General features: G+C 65.3%; 23 protein-coding genes and 1 pseudogene. 16 read left to right on the top strand and 8 right to left on the bottom strand.

What is annotated here, in order from left to right:
* The first annotated feature begins 102 nt into the window (after positions 1–102).
* The 6 genes from ACQR1H_RS23370 to ACQR1H_RS23345 all read left to right on the top strand — a co-directional run bounded on the left by ACQR1H_RS23370 (position 103) and on the right by ACQR1H_RS23345 (position 3503).
* Positions 103–549 (top strand): nuclear transport factor 2 family protein, encoded by a 447-nt coding sequence (locus tag ACQR1H_RS23370; protein ID WP_316217508.1) that lies wholly within the window; start codon positions 103–105, stop codon positions 547–549.
* 134 nt (positions 550–683) lie between these two features.
* The gene (locus tag ACQR1H_RS23365; protein ID WP_315803283.1) at positions 684–950 is read left to right on the top strand and encodes a hypothetical protein; all 267 of its coding nucleotides are present in this window, start codon (positions 684–686) and stop codon (positions 948–950) included.
* A 192-nt stretch (positions 951–1142) separates the two neighbouring features.
* Positions 1143–1583 (top strand): nuclear transport factor 2 family protein, encoded by a 441-nt coding sequence (locus ACQR1H_RS23360; RefSeq protein ID WP_434892772.1) that lies wholly within the window; start codon positions 1143–1145, stop codon positions 1581–1583.
* 130 nt (positions 1584–1713) lie between these two features.
* Positions 1714–2643, top strand: a complete 930-nt coding sequence (locus ACQR1H_RS23355; RefSeq protein WP_315803281.1) for a hypothetical protein — start codon at positions 1714–1716, stop codon at positions 2641–2643.
* A gap of 151 nt (positions 2644–2794) precedes the next feature.
* Positions 2795–3208: a hypothetical protein gene (locus ACQR1H_RS23350; RefSeq protein ID WP_315714086.1), complete on the top strand. Its 414-nt coding sequence runs from the start codon at positions 2795–2797 to the stop codon at positions 3206–3208.
* A gap of 157 nt (positions 3209–3365) precedes the next feature.
* A complete protein-coding gene (locus ACQR1H_RS23345; protein WP_434847889.1) occupies positions 3366–3503 on the top strand; it encodes a hypothetical protein in 138 nt (45 codons plus the stop codon).
* Between the two features lie 56 nt (positions 3504–3559).
* On the opposite strand, the gene ACQR1H_RS23340 is transcribed toward ACQR1H_RS23345, so the two are convergent.
* From ACQR1H_RS23340 to ACQR1H_RS23330, 3 genes are all read right to left on the bottom strand, one after another.
* Entirely contained in the window at positions 3560–3709 is a 150-nt protein-coding gene (locus tag ACQR1H_RS23340; protein ID WP_315714401.1) for a hypothetical protein, read from the bottom strand.
* Positions 3710–3818: 109 nt separating this feature from the next.
* Positions 3819–4298, bottom strand: a complete 480-nt coding sequence (locus tag ACQR1H_RS23335) for a MaoC family dehydratase (RefSeq protein WP_434847890.1) — start codon at positions 4296–4298, stop codon at positions 3819–3821.
* Entirely contained in the window at positions 4298–4759 is a 462-nt protein-coding gene (locus ACQR1H_RS23330; protein WP_315803278.1) for a MaoC family dehydratase, read from the bottom strand. The genes ACQR1H_RS23335 and ACQR1H_RS23330 overlap by 1 nt, the downstream gene beginning before the upstream one ends.
* Before the next feature lie 221 nt (positions 4760–4980).
* Here ACQR1H_RS23330 and ACQR1H_RS23325 point away from each other — a divergent pair, with 221 nt between their 5' ends.
* Positions 4981–5271, top strand: a complete 291-nt coding sequence (locus ACQR1H_RS23325; RefSeq protein WP_315714083.1) for a DUF4282 domain-containing protein — start codon at positions 4981–4983, stop codon at positions 5269–5271.
* 14 nt (positions 5272–5285) lie between these two features.
* Here the strand turns inward: ACQR1H_RS23325 and ychF are convergent, their stop codons facing one another.
* From ychF to ACQR1H_RS23305, 4 genes are all read right to left on the bottom strand, one after another.
* A complete protein-coding gene (gene ychF, locus ACQR1H_RS23320; RefSeq protein WP_315803277.1) occupies positions 5286–6383 on the bottom strand; it encodes a redox-regulated ATPase YchF in 1098 nt (365 codons plus the stop codon).
* A 38-nt stretch (positions 6384–6421) separates the two neighbouring features.
* Positions 6422–7027, bottom strand: a complete 606-nt coding sequence (pth, locus tag ACQR1H_RS23315; protein ID WP_316177557.1) for an aminoacyl-tRNA hydrolase — start codon at positions 7025–7027, stop codon at positions 6422–6424.
* 72 nt (positions 7028–7099) lie between these two features.
* Positions 7100–7789 (bottom strand): 50S ribosomal protein L25/general stress protein Ctc, encoded by a 690-nt coding sequence (locus ACQR1H_RS23310; protein ID WP_315803275.1) that lies wholly within the window; start codon positions 7787–7789, stop codon positions 7100–7102.
* A gap of 185 nt (positions 7790–7974) precedes the next feature.
* Entirely contained in the window at positions 7975–8265 is a 291-nt protein-coding gene (locus ACQR1H_RS23305) for an accessory factor UbiK family protein (RefSeq protein ID WP_315714079.1), read from the bottom strand.
* Between the two features lie 256 nt (positions 8266–8521).
* Between ACQR1H_RS23305 and lgt the strand changes: the two genes are divergently transcribed.
* The 5 genes from lgt (at position 8522) to ACQR1H_RS23280 (ending at position 13169) form a co-directional block, all read left to right on the top strand.
* Positions 8522–9379, top strand: coding sequence for a prolipoprotein diacylglyceryl transferase (lgt, locus tag ACQR1H_RS23300; protein ID WP_315803274.1), 858 nt, complete (start codon positions 8522–8524; stop codon positions 9377–9379).
* Positions 9376–10503 (top strand): class I SAM-dependent methyltransferase, encoded by a 1128-nt coding sequence (locus ACQR1H_RS23295; protein WP_434840239.1) that lies wholly within the window; start codon positions 9376–9378, stop codon positions 10501–10503. Before lgt ends, ACQR1H_RS23295 begins: the two co-directional genes overlap by 4 nt.
* Before the next feature lie 20 nt (positions 10504–10523).
* Positions 10524–11270, top strand: a complete 747-nt coding sequence (pgeF, locus tag ACQR1H_RS23290) for a peptidoglycan editing factor PgeF (protein ID WP_434908343.1) — start codon at positions 10524–10526, stop codon at positions 11268–11270.
* A 126-nt stretch (positions 11271–11396) separates the two neighbouring features.
* Positions 11397–12029: a hypothetical protein gene (locus tag ACQR1H_RS23285; RefSeq protein WP_316177552.1), complete on the top strand. Its 633-nt coding sequence runs from the start codon at positions 11397–11399 to the stop codon at positions 12027–12029.
* A gap of 186 nt (positions 12030–12215) precedes the next feature.
* A complete protein-coding gene (locus tag ACQR1H_RS23280) occupies positions 12216–13169 on the top strand; it encodes a ribose-phosphate pyrophosphokinase (protein WP_315803270.1) in 954 nt (317 codons plus the stop codon).
* A 1052-nt stretch (positions 13170–14221) separates the two neighbouring features.
* Here ACQR1H_RS23280 and ACQR1H_RS23275 read toward each other — a convergent pair.
* Positions 14222–14752, bottom strand: a pseudogene (locus tag ACQR1H_RS23275) (REP-associated tyrosine transposase).
* A 241-nt stretch (positions 14753–14993) separates the two neighbouring features.
* Here ACQR1H_RS23275 and ACQR1H_RS23270 point away from each other — a divergent pair.
* The 4 genes from ACQR1H_RS23270 to ACQR1H_RS23255 all read left to right on the top strand — a co-directional run bounded on the left by ACQR1H_RS23270 (position 14994) and on the right by ACQR1H_RS23255 (position 19423).
* Positions 14994–16226 carry a benzoate/H(+) symporter BenE family transporter gene (locus ACQR1H_RS23270; RefSeq protein ID WP_434908251.1) on the top strand — a complete coding sequence of 411 codons (1233 nt, stop codon included), beginning with the start codon at positions 14994–14996 and terminating at the stop codon, positions 16224–16226.
* A 124-nt stretch (positions 16227–16350) separates the two neighbouring features.
* Complete coding sequence (locus ACQR1H_RS23265; RefSeq protein WP_316217516.1) at positions 16351–17670, top strand: ABC transporter substrate-binding protein; 1320 nt, start codon at positions 16351–16353, stop codon at positions 17668–17670.
* Entirely contained in the window at positions 17667–18602 is a 936-nt protein-coding gene (locus ACQR1H_RS23260) for a carbohydrate ABC transporter permease (RefSeq protein WP_316177547.1), read from the top strand. The genes ACQR1H_RS23265 and ACQR1H_RS23260 overlap by 4 nt, the downstream gene beginning before the upstream one ends.
* Positions 18599–19423 (top strand): carbohydrate ABC transporter permease, encoded by an 825-nt coding sequence (locus ACQR1H_RS23255; RefSeq protein WP_315803265.1) that lies wholly within the window; start codon positions 18599–18601, stop codon positions 19421–19423. Before ACQR1H_RS23260 ends, ACQR1H_RS23255 begins: the two co-directional genes overlap by 4 nt.
* Positions 19424–19507 lie beyond the last annotated feature (84 nt).

Below are 19507 nucleotides of genomic sequence, written 5' to 3'. Positions count from 1 at the left end.
GCGCATAGAGCTGGCCGACGGTTACACAGGTGGTTGACGGCCGCGCGCCGGCATCTCCAGAACGACATCGCCGACGCGGGTAGTCCCGTCAGTGGAGACAGGATGATCGAGCACATCAACAAGCAGCGTGTGCGCAGGCTGCTCGAGGCCCATGCCGCCGGTGATTTCGACAGCGTGCTGGCGCATTGCACCGACGACCTCGAGCACTTCGCGTCCGCGCCGATCGACATCTTTCCCCATCTCGGCGGCCGCCGGGGCAAGGCCGAGGTGCGGCAGATGTGGGAGACCGCGCGCAGCCGCTATGCCGACGTCCGGCATGAGATCAAGACCATGATCTGCGAAGGCGACCAGGTCGCCGTCGATCTCCGCATCTTCCTGCGCAAGCGCGACAACGACCGCATCGTGCAGTACGACCTCGCGGCGTTCTATACGCTGCGCGACGGCCGCGTCGCCCGCATCCGCGAGATCATGGACACCTACGACCTGGTGCAGCAGGTGCTCGAATGCGATCTCAGCCGGCTGCTGATCGCGGGTGCCGCCCGGCCCTGAGGCCGGCACGGCCGTCGCGGACTAGCGCCCGGACCGGCCGATCACGCAAACGTCACCGACGGCGGCCTCATTGCCTTGAACCTGTGGCCCCGGCTCCGCACCCCATCAGCGGTGGTATACGGGGCATTGGTGACATGAGAATAGCATTCCTGGCGATGGCCGGACTGGTGATGGGCGTCGTCGGCGGCGCGACGATCGGCATCGGGCTGGGGCTGGCCTGGATCGAGCTGTTCAACACCAGCGAATTCGAAGGCTATGCGGGCATGCTGGTGTTCTTCACCTTCATGCCGCTCGGCGCCCTGATCGGCGGTCTCGCCGGCGCCACCCTGTTCGGCCTGGCCGCCTTCCGAGAGCACGAGGTCGCGATCGCGCAGCAGCGGTTGCAGCACGAAGGACGCTGACGGCCCCGGCGCCCGCGCGCGGGACCGGTAGCGGCGCGCATTTGTGCAATGCAAAAACAACCGTTGCGCGCGCAGGTGGTTGATTTATGTGAGGCGTAAGAGAGATAGATTCGGCGCCCCGGCGCGACGTCGTTTCGACGTCGCCTCAAGGCCGGCGCGCCCCCTCGCAAGCCAGTTCAGGATCCCGACCCGATGACGGAGCACAGCCTCTGGCGTCTGTCGCGCGCATTGCATGGCGCGATCAACGACCGCCATTTCGACGATTTCGCCGCGCTTCTCGACGACGACATCGACTGGGCCATCTACGGCCCGATCGACATGTTTCCCTTCCTCGGCGCCCGGCACGGCCGCGCCGCCGTGCTCGACGCCGTCAGGCAGATCGCCGACCATGTGAGCATCCGGCGGATCGAGCGCGAGACCCTGATGCTGGACGAGACCAGCGCGGCGACCATGGTCCGCTGCGCGATGACGGCGCAGGATTCCGACAAGCCGATCACGGCGCGGCTCGCGCAATTCATGCAATTCCGCGCCGGCAAGCTCGCCCGGCTGCGGATCCTGATCGATACGTTCGACCTGGTCGAGCAGACGCTCGGCCGCCCGATCGACCTGCCGCGCATCGGCAGCTTCGCCTGAGCCGCCCTGCCTGTTGGATTGTGGTCACAGTCACCGGCAACCCAACACATCGTGACTGGCGCAGCCATAATTTTGCGCCAAGATTCCACCATATTCCGGCACACAGGTTCGGGCGGCGGGGGTTGCTCTCATGACATCGTATGGTTGCGCGCTGGCGGTTTTCACGGCCGGCTTCGGGCTTCTTGCGTCCGCCGCCGATGCGCAGACGCTGATGCAGGCGCCGCAGCCGCTGCAGATCGCGCCGTGGCAGCAGATCGCGCCGGAGCCCGAGGACGAGGACAAGTCCGAGGACCAGGTGGCGGCAGCCGACCCGATGCAGGACATCGACGTCGAGAAGCTCGACTGGAGCCAGCTCGCGATCGACGACACCACCTTTCTCGACCGTCCCGAGGCCGCTGCCGCGGCGAAGCGCAAGGCCGCCGCCGAGAAGGCCGCCGCGCTCGACTGGTCGAACCAGAACAAGGGCAGCCTTGCCTCGGGCGTGTCGGTCAAGCAGTCGGTGTCGCCGTTCTGGGACGCCCGCGTCGGCGCCGACATGACGGTCGCGCGGCAGCCGACCACGATGTCGGAATTGCTGGCGGAGAAGGCCGAGAACGGCGGCAATGCTCCGGAGTCCGGCGGCTCGGCCTGGGCGGCCGTCACCGCGCCGGGTGCCGGCGCGATCTGGGACAAGACCGCCATCGAGGCCCGCGTCGATCCCGGCTCGGATCAGAGCCGGCTCGGCACCACCATCACCAAGGCGGTGCCGATCGATCACTACAATCTGACCCTGCAGAACGGCTACAACGTCACCCAGCAGGGCATGGTGCCGATTCCCGGCGCGGCGCCGAAGACCAGCCGCAGCTTCGACACCGAGCAGTCCGCCAGGCTCTCCATTGGCGACACCGGCACCAGCGTCACCGCAGGACAGACCTTGTCGTCGGGCGACGACAAATGGCTGCGCAAGGTCGGCGCCGAGCAGAAGCTGTCGGATGGTCTCAGCGTCTCCGGCTCGGTCAGCGAGACCGCGCAGGGCGGCACCAGCAAGAGCATCTCGGCCGGCTTCAAGCGGAGCTGGTGACGTTCACCATTGCGGCAGCCCGCCACGAATGATCGAACGATCGCCGCAGCTTCGCCGCGGTGCGGCCCAATTTGGCCGCACTGATAGGCTTTGAGAAGTTCGTCGTGCGGGGACACCGCGCTCGCTTGAACGCGAAATGAGGAATTAGCCGATGAATGTCATTCGTCCGGACAAGATCGATGGAACTGAAGCCGAGCTGGATACGGATCTGGCCGCGGTCTCCGAAGTCGAGGCCGGCATTCGTGATTTCGTCCGTAACGATATCGCCTATCTGCGCCGCCCCAATGCGGCCGCCACGGCCGAGGCCTCGATCGACGCCGATGCAGCGGTGAACAGCGTCACCACGCTGATCCAGCGCGTCGCCGGCACCTCGCTGTCGGAGATCGAGAACCTGATCGGGGAGCTCGAGAGCCTGCGCGAGCTGCTGCATGCCGAGGGCCAGCGGGTGCAGCGCGAGATCGCGAGCTATGCGCAGCTCAGCCAGGCGGCGATGAAGTCGACCCGGGCCATCGCCGAGAACGTGACGCAGTGGAAGCGCGCCGCCGACGGCCTGCGCAGCAGCTGATCGTTCTTTCCGGAGCTTGAAGCGGACCGCCGTGCGAGCCATCGCGCGGCGGTTTTCGTCTTTGCAGCGCCACGTCCTTGAACGCGCCGCGGCCCTCCCGCGACCAGCTCCCGCCGCTCTCGTGGCGGGTAGGTTGCGTCAGGGGGGTGTCGCTTTCATGGAAACGATCCGGCCGGACGACACCGATCCGATTCCCCTGCGGCCTGAGCCTCAGCGCATCGGGATCATCATGGTCCGCTTCGTCGGATTGCTGCTGGTGGCCATGGCGGTCATGGTGCTCATCTGGAGCCGCTAGACCGCCTCTGCGAACAGGACCGCCCGGTCCGTTCTGGTTAACGAGTAGTTAAGGCGCTACTCGTTGATCGTCGCTGACGTCTCCAGCGAGTAAGAACCGTCGGCATAGCCCTTCACGACCATTCCCGTCGCGAGCATCACCGCGAGCGTCACGCTGGCAAAGATAAAGCCGAGGAGTTTCAGACCACCGCGATCTGCCATACTCATCCCCCACATCCTGATCCCTGATTGGCTGTCTTATAGAGTCCGAGTTCAGAATGCGTTAGCGCGAACTTCGTTCCGTGCCGACAATCCTACGAAGCGTGACCTTTTCGCCTCAACCGTTGTTCCGCCTCGGGACAAAGGCCGACGCAAGCACCGAGAACACCAGCTCGCCGCGCTGATTGATGCCGGTGTTGCGCGCTTGCAGGATGCCCCATTCGGGGCGCGAGGCCGACTCGCGAAGCGAATCAATCTCGCTCGAGAAGCTGATCGTATCGCCTGCAAGCACCGGCTTGTGCCAGCGCAGCTCACGAAAGCCGGGAGAAGGACCTCCGAGAACGACCGGCTCGCCGCGCGAGCGCGCGATCTCCAGGAGACGCTGATTGTCTGCGACGATCAGCTTCATGCAGACGGAGCCGACGTGCCATCCCGATGCCGCGAGCCCGCCGAACAGCGATCGGCGCCCCTCTTCCTCGTCGAGGTGAAAGCGTTGCGGATCGAATTGAACGGCGAAGCGCTTAATCTCATCGGCCGTGAACGTGTAGGAGCCGAGCTCGCGGCGCTGGCCAACCTGAAGATCCTCGAAGAAGCGCATCAGCCCACCTGCTCGCGGCTCTCGCGGCGCTCGACGATGATCGGAGAGACCATCTCGCAAAGTCTCAAGCCCGCCTCGTTGCGCACGCTGCACTTGAAGGTGACGATCCCCGTCGACGGCCGGCTCCGCGACACCCGCGCTTCCAGAACCTCCACATCGAGCATCAGCTCATCGTCAGGACGCAACGGCGACAACCACCTGACCTCGTTGACGCCCGGCGAGCCGAGCGAGGCGGTGCGGCCGATGAAGCCGTCGAACATCATGCGCATCATCAGCGAGCAGAGGTGCCAGCCCGAACCGGACAGGCCCTTGAGCATCGACTGCGAGGCGGCCAGTTCGTCCAGATGCATCGGCTGCGGATCAAACTCAGACGCGAAGGCGATGATCTCATCGCGGGTGACGTGTCGCGGGCCGAAGCTGCCGAACGGGCCTTGCGGAAAATCTTCGAAGGTGAGGGTCATGAGGTTGGGAATGGCTGAAAGAAGCCCGATTGTGGCCGCACTTTGCAGCAATCACAACCGGGCCGCTCGCATGGCTGACGCCCGGTCCAGTCGCAAGAGAGTGCCAGAAGGCGCCATATACCGGAATGAATTCGGCTGCCGCCGATGCCGTCTGGCGCGCAATTCGAGCACGACTTAAAGACGGATTTGACGACCGATTTGGACGTGGCCGGGGGATCAGGATGTTGGAATTTCGCGATTTGTTCCAGTGGGACCGCTTCATCACGCCCACCATCATCAAGACGTTCTATTGGCTCGTGATTGCGCTGATCATCCTGTCGGGAATTCGCGGCATTTTCACGGGCCTCTCCGAAATGGCGATCAGCCCGTTCGGCGGTTTCCTGATGCTGCTGTCGTCGCTCGCCGGCATCATCGTCGGCATGGTGTTCTCGCGCATCATCGCCGAGTTCGTGCTGATCGTCTTCCGCATCAACGAGCACCTCGGCGCAATCCGCGAACAGGGGCGGATGTAGCCGCCCATGCGGCCTTAGTTGTTGAAGCGGAAGTGCATCACGTCGCCATCGGCGACGACATACTCCTTGCCTTCGAGGCGCAGCTTGCCGCCCTCGCGCGCGCCAGCCTCACCGCCGAGCGCGACATAGTCGGCATAGGCAATGGTCTCAGCGCGGATGAAGCCTTTCTCGAAGTCGGTGTGAATGACGCCAGCCGCCGCCGGCGCCTTGGTGCCGCGGTGAATGGTCCAGGCGCGCGCTTCCTTCGGACCGACGGTAAAGTAGGTGATCAGGTCGAGCAGCTGATAGCCGGCGCGGATGAGCCGATCGAGACCAGCCTCTTCGAGCCCGAGCGTCTCCAGGAAATCCACCCGCTCCTCGCGCGACAGCGTCGCGATCTCGGACTCGATCTTGGCCGAGATCACGACCGCGACCGCCCCCTCTTCCTTGGCGCGCGCGAACACCGCCTGTGAGAAACTGTTGCCGTCCTTGGCCGAGCCTTCCTCGACATTGCAGACGTAGAGCACGGGCTTGGAGGTGAGCAGTCCGAGCATGCCGAAGGCGCGCTCCTCCTCGGGCTTGCGCTCCAGCAGCCGCGCCGGCTTGCCGTCGCGCAGCAGCACGAGAGCACGGGTGACGAGCTCGTACTGCTCCTTGGCGTCCTTGTCGCCGCCCTTTGCCTTCTTGGAGAGGTTGTCGACCCGCTTCTCGAGGCTGTCGAGATCGGACAGCATCAGTTCGGTCTCGATGGTCTCGATGTCGGCGAGCGGCGCGATCTTGCCCTCGACGTGGGTGATGTCGGAATCCTCGAAGCAGCGGACGACATGCGCGATCGCATCGACCTCGCGGATGTTGGCAAGAAACTGGTTGCCGAGGCCCTCACCCTTGGAGGCACCGCGCACGAGGCCTGCAATGTCCACGAACGTGAGCCGCGTCGGAATGATCTGGCCGGACTTGGCGATCGCCGCGAGCTTCTCGAGCCGCGGATCGGGCACAGCGACCTCGCCGACATTCGGCTCGATGGTGCAGAACGGATAGTTCGCCGCCTGCGCGGCCGCCGTCTCCGTCAGCGCGTTGAACAGCGTCGACTTGCCGACGTTGGGCAACCCGACGATCCCGCATTTGAATCCCATGACCCGTCCCGCATCCTTTTGGACAACGCCCGAAGCGCTCACGCGGCGCCGGCGTCGCCCTTGTCCAGAAAACCTTTGGCCTGCAGCGCCAGATGCACCTTGTTGGCGAAGGTGGAGTCGCGCTTGCCGGTCAACAATTCAGCATTGTCGGCCACCGCCTCGCACAACGCCTCGACCCACGGCATGTCGGACTTGGCGAAGTCCGACAGCACGTGCCCATGCACCAGCTCCTTGACGCCGGGATGGCCGATGCCGAGCCGGACGCGGCGGTAGTCGTTGCCCAGATGCGCCGAGATCGAACGCAGTCCGTTATGACCAGCAATGCCACCGCCGACCTTCACGCGCAGCTTGCCCGGTTGCAGTTCGAGCTCGTCCTGAAACACGGTGACGTCGCCGACGCCGAGCTTGAAGAAGCTGGCCGCTTCCTGCACCGCGCGGCCGGATTCGTTCATATAGGTGGTCGGCTTCAGGAGAATGACGCGCTCGGAGTCGAGTGTGCCTTCGGACGTCTCGCCCTGAAACCTGCGCCGCCACGGCGAGAAGCGGTGACGCCGCGCGATCTCGTCAACGGCCATGAAGCCGATATTGTGCCGGTTGCGCGCATATTTCGCGCCGGGATTGCCGAGGCCGACAAACAGCAGCATGACGCGGCATCCGCACCCGCCGTCGCTTCGGGAAGCACGGGACCCGCCCGCGCTTCCCAGAAGCGGAACGGCTTACTTCTTCTTGTCGCCGCCAGCCGGCGCCTTGGCCGCGGCCGCGGGAGCCTTCGCAGCGGCAGCCGGAGCAGCAGCGGCGGGAGCCGCGGCAGCGCCAGCAGCAGCCTTCTGCTCCTCGCCATAGCCCGACGGCGGCACGATGGTGACGAGCGTCGCGTCGTCGCGCGACAGCGTCTTCACGCCGGTCGGCAGCTTGACGTCGGAGATGTGCAGCGAGTGGTTGATCTCGAGCGCGCTGACGTCGGCCTCGATGAACTGCGGGATGTTCTCCGCGAGGCACTCGAGGTCGAGCGTGTGGGTCACGATGTTGACCGTGCCGCCACGCTTCACGCCCGGCGCGCCTTCCGAGCCCACCACGTGCAGCGGCACGCTGACGCGAATGGTCGCGCCCTGGCCGAGCCGCATGAAGTCGACGTGGATCGGGAAGTCCTTGACCGGATCGAGATGGAAGTCGCGCGGGATCACCCGGTGCTTCTTGCCGTCGAGGGTGACGTCGAAGATCGTGGTCAGAAACCGGCCTGCGAGGATGCGCTGGCGCAGCTCGCGGTCTTCCACCGAGATCGGCAGCGGGGGCTGGTTGTCTCCATAAATCACTCCGGGCACTCTCCCGGCGCGACGCTCTGCCCGTGCGGCCCCCTTGCCGACTGACGGACGGGCGGTCGCCTTCAGTTCTCTGACGGTCGCCATCGTGTTAAGTCCTTGTTTTAAAAAGTTAAAGGCCGCGATGCGGCCCGTTGCTGGACGTCCTTCGGCAAGCCTCCAGGGGTGCGGGGGCCGCGGACGTGGCGGCGTTCTAGCGGCAAACTGCGGAAATGACAAGGAAATGAAGGGGCCGCCGGCCCCTCTTGTCCCACGGCGACCCGGCCGTGGCGTCAGCCATCCGCGCTGCCGGCGCCCGGCGGCGTGCCGGCCGCGCCACCCAGCTTGGCCTCCAGCGCCGCGATCCGCGCCTTCAGCGCCTCGTTCTCCTCGCGGGCGAGCCGGGCCATGTCCTTGACCGCCTCGAACTCCTCGCGCTTCACGATGTCCAGATCGTTCAGGATCTTTTCCGCCTGGTTGCGGATGACGGAATCGACCTCCCGCTTCATGCCCTGGGCGGCACCTGCGGCATCGTTCATCAGGCGGCCGAGTTCGTCGAAAAACCGGTTGTTGGTCTGAGTCATGTGAGAAACTCCGCGTCCCGCGACGAGCACGATGATGGAAGACAGAATGGCGATCCCTGTCGCCGCCCGCAAGATGGGCCGTCTTGTCATGCCTTGGTTTCCTTGTCATCGTACTTGTTGCGCCGGCCCGCGGCGCTGGTATGAGCAGCCCTGAGATCACATCGCGCCGCGCCCGTTCATGTGGCGGAGCTCGTTCGAAGCCCGCATCGCCCGCGGGCTTCCGGAAGCGGGACGCCGTGCCCACGAAAGCCAGTGAATGACGCCTCTCCTCATCGATTTCCCCGTGTTCGATCCGGTTGCGATCGCCATCGGCCCGTTCGCGATCCGCTGGTACGCGCTGGCCTATATCTGCGGCATCGTCATCGGCTGGCTCTACGCGCGCTCGCTGCTCAAGAAAGAGCGGCTGTGGGGCGGCCCGGCGCCGGTGTCGCTGGTCCAGCTCGACGACTTCATCCTGTGGGTCACGATCGGCATCATCCTCGGCGGCCGCACCGGTTACGTGCTGTTCTACAACCTGCCGTTCTTCATCGAGCACCCGCTGGAGATCTTCCAACTGTGGAACGGCGGCATGTCGTTTCATGGCGGCTTCATGGGCTGTGTGCTCGCCGTGATCTGGTTCGCCCGCCGCAACGGCCTGCCGATCATCTCGCTCGGCGACGTCACCACCGCGGTCGCGCCCATCGGCCTGCTGCTCGGCCGCATCGCCAATTTCATCAATGGTGAGCTGTGGGGCCGTGCCGCCGATGCAAGCGTTCCCTGGGCGATGATCTTCCCGCGCGATCCGACCCACCTCCCGCGCCATCCGAGCCAGCTCTACGAGGCCGGCCTCGAAGGCATCGTGCTGTTCATCGTGCTGGCGATCATGATCCGGTTCGGCGCGCTGAAACGGCCCGGCCTGATCCTCGGCAGCTTCATCACCCTCTACGGCGTGGCGCGCATCACCAGCGAGCTGTTCCGCGAGCCCGACAAGCAATTGGGCTTTCTCTGGGGTGGCCTGACCATGGGCATGGTGCTGTCGGTGCCGATGCTGATCATCGGCGCCATCCTGGTGGCGCGGGCGCTCCGCAGGCCTGAGAGTCGTCAAGCCACTCCCCCGCTGCAGGCCAATCCGTGATCGAAACCTCTCCGCTCCACACCGAGATCAAGCGGCTGATCAAGGCGTCCGGCCCGATGCCGGTCTGGCGCTACATGGAGCTGTGCCTGATGCATCCGGAGCACGGCTACTACGTCTCGCGCGATCCGCTCGGACGCGAGGGCGACTTCACCACCGCCCCCGAGGTAAGCCAGATGTTCGGCGAGCTGCTCGGGCTGTGGGCGGCCTCGATCTGGAAGGCGACGGGATCGCCGCAGCAATTCCGGCTGATCGAGCTGGGGCCCGGCCGCGGCACCATGATGTCGGATGCGCTGCGGGCGCTGCGCGTGCTGCCGCCGCTGTACCAGACGATCTCGGTCCACCTGGTCGAGGTCAATCCTGTCCTGCGCGAAAAGCAGAAGGCGACGCTGACCGGCCTGCGCAACATCAACTGGCACGAGAGCTTCGACGAGGTGCCGGAGGGCCCCAGCGTCATCTTCGCCAACGAGTATTTCGACGTGCTGCCGATCCACCAGATGATCAGGCGCGAAACCGGCTGGCACGAGCGCGTGGTCGAGCTCGACGAGGAGGAGAACTTCGTCTACGGCGCGGCCGCGGATCCAACGCCCGGCTTCGAGCTGCTGCTGCCGCCGCTGGTGCGCGCCGCGCCGGCCGGCGCGATCTTCGAATGGCGGCCGAACATGGAGATGATGGCCATCGCCAGGCGCATCCGCGACCAGCGCGGCGCCGCCGTCATCATCGATTACGGCCATGTGCGCAGCGACGTCGGCGACACCTTCCAGGCGATCGCCCGTCATAGCTTCGCTGATCCCCTGAAGACACCGGGGCTTGCCGACATCACCGCCCATGTCGATTTTGACGCGCTGGCGCGGGCCGCGGAAGCCGTCGGCGCGCGCGTTCACGGCCCGGTCACGCAGGGCGAGTTCCTGCAGCGGCTCGGCATCGAAACCCGCGCGCTGACCCTGATGCAGAAGGCCTCGCCGGAAGTCTCGGAGGACATCGCGAGCGGGCTGAAGCGCCTGACCGGCGGCGGCCGCGGCGGAATGGGGTCGCTGTTCAAGGTGCTCGGCATCTCCGATCCGGCCATTCCGGTGCTGGCGGGCATCAGCGACGAGCACACCAACGAGAAGACGGGAGGCGCGTGATGCTGGTATCATCGGATGTGATGTCCGCGGTCCCTGGCCTGCGCCACGCCTTCTTCACCCGCGAGGGCGGCGTCTCCGACGGCATCTATGCCGGCCTCAATGGCGGGCTCGGATCGAATGACGTGCCGGAGAACGTCCGGGAAAACCGCCGCCGCATGGCCGCCCATCTCGGCGTCGCGCCCGACCAGTTCCTCAGCGTGCACCAGATCCATTCGCCGGACGTCGTGATTGCGACCGGGCCCTGGGACGGCCCCGTCAGGCCGAAGGCCGATGCTCTGGTGACCGCGACGCCGAATCTCGCGATCGGCGTCACCACGGCCGATTGCGGGCCGATCCTGTTCGTCGACCCGCATAAGCGCGTCATCGGCGCGGCCCATGCCGGCTGGAAAGGTGCGCTCACCGGCGTGCTCGAAGCCACGCTGCAGGCGATGGAGGAGCTCGGCGCAGAGCGCGGCCGGATCATTGCCGCGATCGGCCCCCTGATCCGCCAGCCGAGCTACGAGGTCGGCGCCGAGTTCGTCACGCGCTTCCTCGACGACGACGCCGAGCACGCGCGCTTCTTCCTGCCGTCGACGCGCGACGGCCACGCGATGTTCGACCTGGCCGGCTTCATCCGGATGCGGCTGGAAAACGCCGGCGTGCTGCTGATCGACGATATAGGCCTCGACACCTATGTCGACGAGCGCTTCTTCAGTTACCGCCGCTCGGTCCATCGCAGCGAGCCGGACTATGGCCGGCACGTCCATGCCATCATGCTCGAAGGCTGAAGCTGGGCGCGATTGTGGCCGCATGTGGATTGCTTAACCCTTTCTGTACAACTGAATGCACTCTGTCCCAATCTGTGGCAGCCGCGACCTAGACGTTAATCGATTTTAACGATATCGCTCCCGACGATGAGGGGAGCGCCGACACCACTTCGACGGATCAGCCGCGCTGCGCAGCACGCCTGCGTTGCCGTTCTGCTGATCACGTCCGCTGCAGCGCTCGGCGGCTGCGCGACCAGCGGCGGTCCGTCCAACGCCTACGCGATGGCGCCTGCATCGGATAACGCCACGATCGCCTTCGAGCAGATCGACGGCCCGCCACCGCAAATCTTCGACCGCATGGTCAGCGTGCTCGACAGCGAGTCCAAGCTGCGCAGCCTCGCCATCGTGTCGCGCGAGGCCCCTGCAGCGTATCGTGTCCGCACCTATCTCTCCGCCCAGGTCGTCGGCGGCAAGGGCGTGATCGCCTGGGTGTTCGACGTCTACGATCGCAATCAGCAGCGCGCGCTGCGGCTGTCGGGCGAAGAGCCGGTCGGACGCGGCGGCCGCGATCCGTGGAACAATGTCGACGACATGGTGCTTCGGAAAATCGCGCAGGCCGGCTTCAGCGGACTTTCGAACATGCTGAACGGCACCGCGCCCGTCGACGGCGCGCCCCCGGTGGCACCGGCCACCCGCGGCCCTGCGGTCGCTGTGGCCGAGCCCGCATCGCCGGCGTCCGGCGGCACCAGCGTCGCGGCCCTCGGCTACACCGACCGTTAGGCAAGGAGGCGCATTTTGCGCCGTTTTTGACCGGGAAAAACAGCCGTTTGACCGGGAAAAACACTTGCGGCGGGTTGCCATGCGCGCGGTGTCCTTGATATCACCTCGCCCGTGCAAAACTGCCGGTTCCATGGATAGCCCGATATGCTGAACAAGGTCTCCAGCGAGACGCGAGGAGAATTCACGATGTCGGCCAAGAACGGCTCCATCAAACTCGTCGCCGGCAACTCCAATCCGGCTCTCGCCGCCGGCATCGCCGCTGAGCTCGGGCTGCCGCTGACGAAGGCGGTGGTCCGGCGCTTCGCCGACATGGAGATCTTCGTCGAGATCCAGGAGAACGTCCGCGGCTCCGACGTCTTCATCATTCAATCGACGTCCTATCCGGCGAACGACCTGCTGATGGAGCTCCTGATCATCACCGATGCGCTGCGCCGCGCCTCCGCGCGCCGCATCACCGCCGTGGTGCCCTATTTCGGCTATGCGCGGCAGGATCGAAAATCTGCCTCGCGCACGCCGATCTCGGCCAAGCTCGTCGCCAACCTGATCACCCATGCCGGCGTCGACCGCGTCATGACGCTCGACCTGCATGCCTTGCAGATCCAGGGCTTTTTCGACATCCCGGCCGACAATCTCTATGCTTCGCCGCTGATGGTGCGCGACATCAAGGATCGGTTCGATCTCTCCAACCTCATGGTCGTATCGCCCGACGTCGGCGGCGTGGCGCGCGCGCGTGGCCTCGCCAAGCGCATCAACACGCCGCTCGCCATCGTCGACAAGCGCCGCGAGCGTCCCGGCGAGTCCGAGGTCATGAACGTGATCGGCGAAGTCTCCGGCCACACCTGCATCCTTGTCGATGACATCGTCGACTCCGGCGGCACCCTGGTGAACGCAGCCGATGCGCTTCTCAAGCACGGCGCCAAGGACGTCTACGCCTACATCACCCACGGCGTGCTCTCCGGTGGAGCGGCGAGCCGCATCACCTCCTCGCGCCTGAAGGAGCTCGTCATCACTGACTCCATCATGCCGACCGAAGCCGTCCGCAACGCGCCGAACATCCGCACGTTGCCGATCGCGCCGCTGATCGCCGAGGCGATCGGGCGAACCGCTGCCGAAGAGTCGGTGTCGAGCCTGTTCGACTGATATCGTCTCTCGTACGGCAAGAACGTCATCATCAAATTCCACTGTCATTCCCCGCGAAAGCGGGGAATCCAGTACGCCGCGGCGCCTCGATCAATCACAGCCATCTCCCTTTACTGGATCGCCCGGTCCCGTCTTCGCCTTCGGCTTTGACGCGGCCAAGAGCACTTTGGGCGCGCCGCAGCTTCAGCGAAGGCGGCAAGCCGGGCGATGACGCTGGTGTTTGGGCAAAGGGCCTGCCCCACACTCCCGTCATTGCGAGGAGCGCAGCGACGAAGCAATCCAGACTGCCTCCTCTGAAGGATCCTGGATTGCTTCTCTCCGCTCGCAATGACGCCTGTGGTATCTTTCATCAGGACAATATCCGACAGGACTTCCGCATAAGCCTCCGCGATCTCGCGGCGCGTGTTGCGTCCGAGCTTTGATCACAGCATCGCCCTCTTGGTGGAGGGCGCAGGGAAGGCCGGGCGCTGGCCGCGCCCGTGGCCCGCCTGCTCAAAAAAATGCAGGCGGCAGGTACCACAGGTCTGGCCGAACACACCCGGCCCTCCCTGCGCGATGGCTTTACGGCTGCTTCGCAGTCTCCCCGGTGCACCGGGCTTTCTGGCCACCGTTGCCCGCGCGGCGCGTGAGCGCCGGCACAGGCGTGACACCAGCGTCGGGGTGTCAGGACCGTGCGACTTGACCGTGCGTGCCGGATCGTTCGTCGGCGCGGCATCCGCCACGCTGCGACCCGACCCGCCCATCGCATTCCGCTGCCGACGTCCGTGACGACCGCGATACGTCCCCTCCGACGCAACGGAACGAGCGGGACCATACTGCTGATTTTGCGAAACCTCCAGCGATTTATTTTTATCCGAAGGGCTGGACAGGATTTGCGGAGAGAAGCGTGATTTGGGCGACGGGCACGCGCTGGACCGAACGGACACTGACGCGGAGAGACGCGGCGGATTACGGCTGCGCCTAATCCGCCCTACGCTCAAACCCGTAGGGCGGAATAGCGCAGCGTAATCCGCCGTTGTCCAGCGCGAGAGTTTCAAGACAGCCTGATCCGGTCAACGCTCGCCGTAAGTCCCGTTCACATCGACATCGCCAGCCCAATCTGCGGAAATACTCCTTCACGCACGTCTCGGTGGAAGGACGAATGCGGCCAGTCCTCCACTCGACTTACCAGGCGAATGCTTCACCGGATTGATGTAACAATACTCCACGTGCCGGGCATAATCTTCCTCGTCGCGAATGAGATGCTCCCAAAACCGGCGCTGCCAGATGCCGCGTTCCTCCTTGGCGGTGCGACGTGGAGTGAGGTCCTCTGTCTTCGGGAGTGCTCGCGCAAAACGGTTCTTGATCAGCCGCCAACGTGTTGAGAAGTCGGCATCGTCAGGTGGCAGGGTCCAGACCGCATGAAGATGATCCGGCATCACGACAAAGGCATCGATTTCGAATGGAAAACGGCGCCTGGTAGCGGCGACGGCAGACCGCAGGACGTCGATGTGCTCGATCAGCAGAGCTTGACGTCGGTCGAGAAGGTTCACGGTGAAGAACCAGGATCCGCCCGGAACGAATGCGCGTCGATAGTTGGGCATGGAGCATGGTCCGCGTCGAGATGACCGACGTAAGCCTACTCGCTGAGGATGTATGGATTCAAGATTTGCGGCGGATTACGGCTTCGCCTAATCCGCCCTACGCTCAAAACCCGTAGGGCGGATTAGCGCAGCGTAATCCGCCGATCAGCCCAACGCCTTGCACAGCTCGTCCCGTTCGGCCAAAACATCCCCTACGACGCCAAGGACAACAACAAGAACACACACCGAGCCCCGCCCCTCCATGTTCAGCGCCATCGAACGCCCCGCGGCCCCGCCGCCCGGCCTCGGCCAGATCATCAGCGATTTCGGCCCGCTGTATGCCTCGCACGGCTTCATCGGCTGGCTGTTCGCGATTACCGGGCCGGTCGCCATCATCCTGTCGGTCGGCGCCAATGGCGGGCTGTCGCAGGCGGAGATCGCGTCGTGGATCTTCGGCGTGTTCTTCATCAACGGGCTGATCACGCTCGCGCTGTCGTGGCGCTATCGCGAGCCGTTGGTGCTGTTCTGGACCATTCCGGGCACCGTCCTGGTCGGCCAGTCGCTGACGCATCTGAGCTTCCCGCAGGTGGTCGGCGCCTTCTACGGCACCGCGCTGTTGATGCTGGTGCTCGGGCTCACCGGCTGGGTCAAGCGCGCGATGCAACTGGTGCCGATGCCGATCGTGATGGGCATGGTCGCCGGCGTATTCCTGCGCTTCGGCCTCGATCTCGTCCGCGCCGTGTTCGCCGACTTCGCCATCGCCGGGCCGATGGTCGTGCTCTGGCTGCTGCTGACCGCGCTCCCTGCGCTGGGCCGGCGCTGCCCGCCGATCATCGGCGCGCTCGTCGTCGGCACGCTCGCGGCTCTCCTGTTCGGCAAGTATGATCAGAATGCCTCGCTGCAGATCGCGCTGATCCATCCGGTGATCCCGACGCCATCCTGGTCGCTCGCGGCCATGATCGAGCTGATCGTGCCGCTCGCGGTCACCGTGCTGGTGGTGCAGAACGGCCAGGGCTTTGCGGTGCTGACCGCCGCCGGCCACAAGCCGCCGGTCAATGTGGTGACCGTCGCCTGCGGCATCGGCTCGGCGCTCGCAGCGATGGTGGGCGGCGTGTCGACCTGCCTGACCGGGCCGACCAACGCGATCGTCGTCTCCGGCGGCGAGCGCAAGCGCCACTATACCGCGGCGATGGTCGTGGGCGTGCTTGCGCTCGGCTTCGGCCTGCTGGCGCCGACCTTCACCACGCTGCTGCTGATCGCGCCGAAATCATTGATCACCGCGCTGGCGGGCCTCGCCATGCTGCGCGTGCTGCAGACCGCGTTCGTGACCGCGTTCAGGACCAACTTCTCCCTCGGCGCGCTGATCGCCTTCCTCGTCACCGTGGCCGACGTGCCCCTGCTCAATATCGGCGGGGCGTTCTGGGGACTCGTGGCAGGCTTTGCAATCTCGTGGCTGCTGGAGCGGGCGGATTTCACCGCCGCATCGGGCGCATAACGGATTGCCGCGGCGCACCACGCGCTGTCGTCGCATCCCCAGCCGAACGGGCACCATGCTGTTGCAGCGTCGCTGGATCGCGCTACACTTCACGACCAAACAAAAAGTCTTCTGGGAGGATATGATGACCGCGATCACGCGCCGCAACATGCTTGCGGGTACGGCAGCAGCAGGCGCGCTTGCGCTTACCGGCCAGCCCGCCTGGTCGGAGCCACAGTGGAAGAAATATGCCGGCACCAGGCTCGAGGTGATCCTCGCCAAGGGGCCGCGCGGCGACAATCTGCAGAAGAACATCAAGGAATTCACCGCACTGACCGGCATCGAGGTGGAATCCGAGCAGATCCCGGAGCAGCAGCAGCGGCAGAAGGTCGTGATCGAACTGTCGTCGGGCAAGCCGAGCTTCGACGTCGTCCATCTCAGCTATCACGTGCAGAAGCGGCAGTTCGAGAAGGCCGGCTGGCTCGCCGACATCACCGACATGATGAAGGATCCGAACCTCACCGCGCCGGACCTCGTGCAGAGCGATTTCTCCGCCGCCGGCCTGAGTTACGCCAGCAACGACAAGGGCCGCATGTTCTCGCTGCCGTGGTCGGTGGACTACTTCATCCTCTACTACAACAAGGAGCTGTTCGCGAAGAAGGGCATCGAGGTGCCGAAGACGCTCGACGAGATGGTCACGGCGGCGCAGAAGCTGACGGATGCCAAGGACGGCATCTTCGGCTTCGTCGGCCGCGGCCTGCGCAACGCCAACATGACGTTGTGGACCAACTTCTTCCTCAACTATGGCGGCGAGTTCCTGGACGCCAAGGGCAACATCCTGACCGACGGCCCGGAAGCCATCGAAGCCACCAAGCTTTATCAGAAGCTGCTGACGACCTGCGCGCCTCCGGGCGTCGCCGGCTTCAACTGGATGGAGTCGATGGCCTCGTTCACGCAAGGGCGCTCGGCGATGTGGATCGACGGCGTCGGCTGGGCGCCGCCGCTGGAGGATCCCAATGCTTCGCGCGTGGTCGGCAAGGTCGGCTACACCGTGGTGCCCGCCGGACCGAAGGGACAGTACTCGGCGACCTATGGCGACGGCATCGGCATTGCGGCTGCGAGCAAGAACAAGGAAGCCGCCTGGCTGCTGTGCCAGTGGCTGGTGTCGAAGCCGCAGGGCGCCCGCCTGGTGCAGGCCGGCGGCGGCGTGCCGTTCCGCAACTCGGTGCTCAACGACCCCGGGGTGCAGGGCGGCGTGAAGATGCCGAAGGAGTGGCTGCAGTCGGCGATCGACTCCGGCAAGATCAGCAAGCTCGGCCTGCCTGTGATCATTCCCGTCGCCGAATTCCGCGATCTCGTCGGTGCGGCGCTGACCGCCACGCTGTCGGGCGCCGATCCCGCGACCGAGCTGAAGAAGGCGCACGAGCAGTTCCGCCCGATCCTGGAGCGCAGCGAGAAAGCGTGAGCACGATCGTCGAACAGGCCGGCGCGGCAGCGGACACTGCTGCGCCGGAACGTGCATTGCGACCGCCGTCCTACTGGCCGTTCGTGGTGCCGGCGCTGGTCACCGTGCTCGCGGTGATCATCTTTCCCTGGCTGTTCACGATCTGGATGAGCTTCCAGGAGTGGAAGGTCGGTTCGCCCACGACCTTCGTCGGGCTGTCGAACTATATCCGGCTGCCGGCCGACCCGCGCTTCGTCGAGTCGGTCGGGCACACGCTGTCCTACACGGCTCTCTCCGTGCTGCTGCCGCTGGTGCTCGGCACCTTCGCGGCGGTGATCTTCCATGCGCGTTTCCCCGGACGCGGGCTGTTGCGCGCGCTGTTCATCATGCCGATGATGGCGACACCGGTCGCGATCGCGCTGGTGTGGACGATGATGTTCCACCCGCAGCTCGGCATCCTGAACTATCTCTTGTCGCTCGTCGGCCTGCCGCCGCAGCTCTGGGTGTTCCATCCGGCCACCGTGATTCCGTCGCTGGTGCTGGTCGAGACCTGGCAATGGACGCCGCTGGTGATGCTGATCGTGCTCGGCGGCATCGCCTCGCTGCCGACCGAACCTTACGAGAGCGCGCAGATCGACGGCGCCAGCACCTGGCAGATGTTCCGCTACATCACCCTGCCGCTGATCATGCCGTTCCTGTTCATCGCCGCGATGATCCGCGCCATCGACGCGATCAAGAGCTTCGACATCATCTTCGCAATCACGCAAGGCGGTCCGGGCTCGGCGTCGGAGACCATCAACCTCTACCTCTACAGCGTCGCCTTCGTCTATTACGACCTCGGCTATGCCTCGGCGATCGCGGTGGTGTTCTTCGCGCTGATCGTGGCGCTGACCGCACTGTTGCTGATGCTGCGCCGGCGCGCACAGTGGAATGCGCTGGGGAGCGACACATGAGCGCGCAGACCATCCTCGGCCGGCTCGCCCTTGCGCTCGGCGTCTTCCTGATCGTCTCGCCGGCGATCCTGTTCTTCCTCTGGATGATCTCGCTGTCGGTCAAGTTCGAGGTCGACAACGCCGCCTATCCGCCGGTGTTCTGGCCGGAACACTTCGCCTGGAAGAACTATGCCGACGTGCTGTCGTCCAACCGTTTCTTCACCTACTTCAGGAACAGCCTGCTGGTGACCGGCGGGGCGACGGCGCTGGCGATGCTGGTCGGCGTGCCCGCCGGCTACGGCATCGCCCGCATGGCCGCGCACAAGTCGGCGATCGTGATCCTGATCGCGCGCATCACGCCGGGCCTGTCCTATCTGATCCCGCTGTTCCTCTTGTTCCAGTGGCTCGGCCTGCTCGGCACGCTGTGGCCGCAGATCATCATCCATCTCGTCGTCACCGTGCCGATCGTGATCTGGATCATGATCGGCTATTTCGAGACCACGCCGATCGAGCTCGAGGAAGCCGCGCGGATCGATGGCGCGACGCGCTGGCAGGTTTTCCGCCACGTGGCATTGCCGGTGGCGAAGCCCGGCCTCGCCGTCGCCTTCATCCTCGCGGTGATCTTCTCCTGGAATAATTTCGTGTTCGGCATCGTGCTGGCCGGGCGCGAGACCCGCACCCTGCCGGTCGCGGTCTACAACATGATCTCGTTCGATCAGCTCTCCTGGGGGCCGCTCGCGGCGGCCGCGCTGATCGTGACCCTGCCGGTGCTGCTGCTGACCGTGTTCGCGCAGCGGCAGATCGTGGCCGGCCTGACGGCGGGTGCGGTCAAGGGCGGCTGACGGGTATAATGCATACCAAAGAGAACCGCGACGGAATGCCAAACTTGCCTTGGTCGGGCCATAGTCTGCCACTTGGTTACCTGC

This window comes from Bradyrhizobium sp. HKCCYLRH2015 (genome assembly GCF_051168215.1).
GTDB lineage: Bacteria > Pseudomonadota > Alphaproteobacteria > Rhizobiales > Xanthobacteraceae > Bradyrhizobium.
The sequence above is the reverse complement of the archived record's forward strand: the minus strand, read 5'-3'. Positions and strand labels throughout refer to the sequence as shown.